2 protein-coding genes are annotated in these 1,883 nt (G+C 74.6%); one reads left to right on the top strand and one right to left on the bottom strand.

Translation table 11 applies throughout. The features are described 5' to 3' along the window. Window positions 1-418: 418 nt before the first annotated feature. On the top strand, window positions 419-1,189 hold the full coding sequence (locus EF903_RS32185) for a response regulator transcription factor (RefSeq protein ID WP_125548485.1): 771 nt from the start codon (window positions 419-421) through the stop codon (window positions 1,187-1,189). Here EF903_RS32185 and EF903_RS32180 read toward each other — a convergent pair. Further along, window positions 1,148-1,645 (bottom strand): MarR family winged helix-turn-helix transcriptional regulator, encoded by a 498-nt coding sequence (locus EF903_RS32180; protein ID WP_125548484.1) that lies wholly within the window; start codon window positions 1,643-1,645, stop codon window positions 1,148-1,150. The genes EF903_RS32185 and EF903_RS32180 overlap by 42 nt on opposite strands. Between the last annotated feature and the right edge of the window lie 238 nt (window positions 1,646-1,883).

Genomic DNA, 1,883 nt, shown 5'->3' with positions numbered 1-1,883 from the left:
GGGAGCGCGCGGGGGGCGCGGCGCGCCGTGCAGCGGCGCGGTGCGCGGGCGCCCGGCGCACGCACGCGGGGCGGCATGCCCCCCGCGCACCTGCCCACGGCACCTCCCGGGCGGACGGCGGTGGAGCCTGCCCCGGGCACCGGTGAAATCCCGCCATGGAGGCACCGGTTCGCGGCGGCGCCCTCCGGAAATCGCTCGGAAAACTTCTGCTATTCGGCCAACTGCGGCCGCCCGCCCGCTCTACGCTGATGCGTGACGCCGGTGGGGGCCGGTGTTGATTCAGGGGTCGAGACGCGCCGGGTACGGCGTCCGGTCCGGGGTAATGCAGAGGTGTCTCGGCGGCGGCCGCGGCGCCCGCGGATCGCCCGGTCCTGGCGCCGTACCCGCCGTCGTCCGTTCCCCGACCCTTGGGGGTTTTGTGGTTCGCATCCGAGTTCTCGTGGTCGACGACCACCGCATCTTCGCCGAATCGCTCGCCGCGGCACTCGCCGCCGAGCCCGACGTCGACGTGTCCGCCGCCGGCAGCGGCCCCGCCGCGCTGCGCTGCCTGGAGCGGGCCGTCGCCGAGGGGCGCCGGTTCGACGTGCTCCTGGTGGACGCCGACCTCGGCGCCGCCGCCGGCGGCGTACCCGCCCAGCGGGAGGCGGGCGCCGCGGGGCAGTCGCCGCACGCACCGGACGGCATCGCCCTCGTCGCGGGCGTACGGGCCGCCCACCCGGCCGTGCGCACCGTCGTCCTCGCCGAGCGCGACGACCCGCGCCGGGCCGCCTTCGCCCTCCAGGCGGGGGCGTCCGGGTGGGTGGCGAAGGACTGCTCGCTCTCCCGGCTGCTCGCCGTCGTACGGGGCGTGCTGCGGGAGGAGACGCACCTGCCGCCCGCGCTGCTGACGGGGGTGCTGCGGGAGCTGACCGCCGCGCGCAAGCACCGCAGCGACGGCGAGCGGCTCGTGGAGTCCCTGACGCCGCGCGAGCACGAGGTGCTGCGGTGCATGGTGGCCGGGCTGGGCCGCAAGGACGTCGCCGCCCGGCTGTTCCTGTCCCCGCACACGGTGCGCACGCACATGCAGAACGTGCTGGGCAAGCTCGGCGTGCACTCCACGCTGGCGGCCGTGGCGCTGGCCCGGCGGGCCGGGGTGCGGCCGGCGGACCTAGCCGGGGATGTTGTCGAACGGAGCGGTCAACTGGCGTAGCAGGGCCGCCAGATCGGCGCGCTGGGCCTGCGGGAGGCGGGCCAGGATGGCCCGCTCCTGCGCGAGCAGCCCCGCGAGGGCCTCGTCGGCGCGGTCGCGGCCCTCGGGGGTGAGGCGGACCAGGACGCCGCGCCGGTCGCTGGGGTCGGGCAGGCGCTCCACGAGGCCCTTCTTGGCGAGCCGGTCGATGCGGTTCGTCATGGTGCCCGAGGTGACCAGGGTCTGGGTCAGGAGCTGGCCGGGGGAGAGCTGGTAGGGGGCTCCGGCGCGCCGCAGCGACGTGAGGACGTCGAACTCCCAGGGCTCCAGGCCGTGCTCGGAGAAGGCCAGCCTGCGGGCGCGGTCGAGGTGGCGGGCGAGCCGGCTCACGCGGCTCAGCACTTCGAGCGGTTCCACGTCGAGGTCAGGGCGCTCCCGACGCCATGCCGCGACCAATCGGTCGACCTCGTCCTCCATGCCGATCAGTGTAAGGGGTCTGTCGATGTGAAGTCTCTTGAATGCGAGAGTCTCGGACGGGTATATCTCGACGTGGTTATTCTTGATGTCAAGATATATTCCGGGCGGTGCTGGGCATGGAGGGGGCCGAGACGCTTCCGCTTCCGCCCGCGAACCCAGCAAGGAGGCTCGAACATGCATTCCGACGTCGACCCCGCTGCACGGATCCGCACGGCCGCCCCGCCCGCCACCCCCCGAT

It is taken from the genome of Streptomyces sp. WAC05292 (assembly GCF_003949955.1).
Lineage (GTDB): Bacteria > Actinomycetota > Actinomycetes > Streptomycetales > Streptomycetaceae > Streptomyces > Streptomyces globosus.
This window is presented reverse-complemented; position numbering and strand designations above follow the sequence as displayed.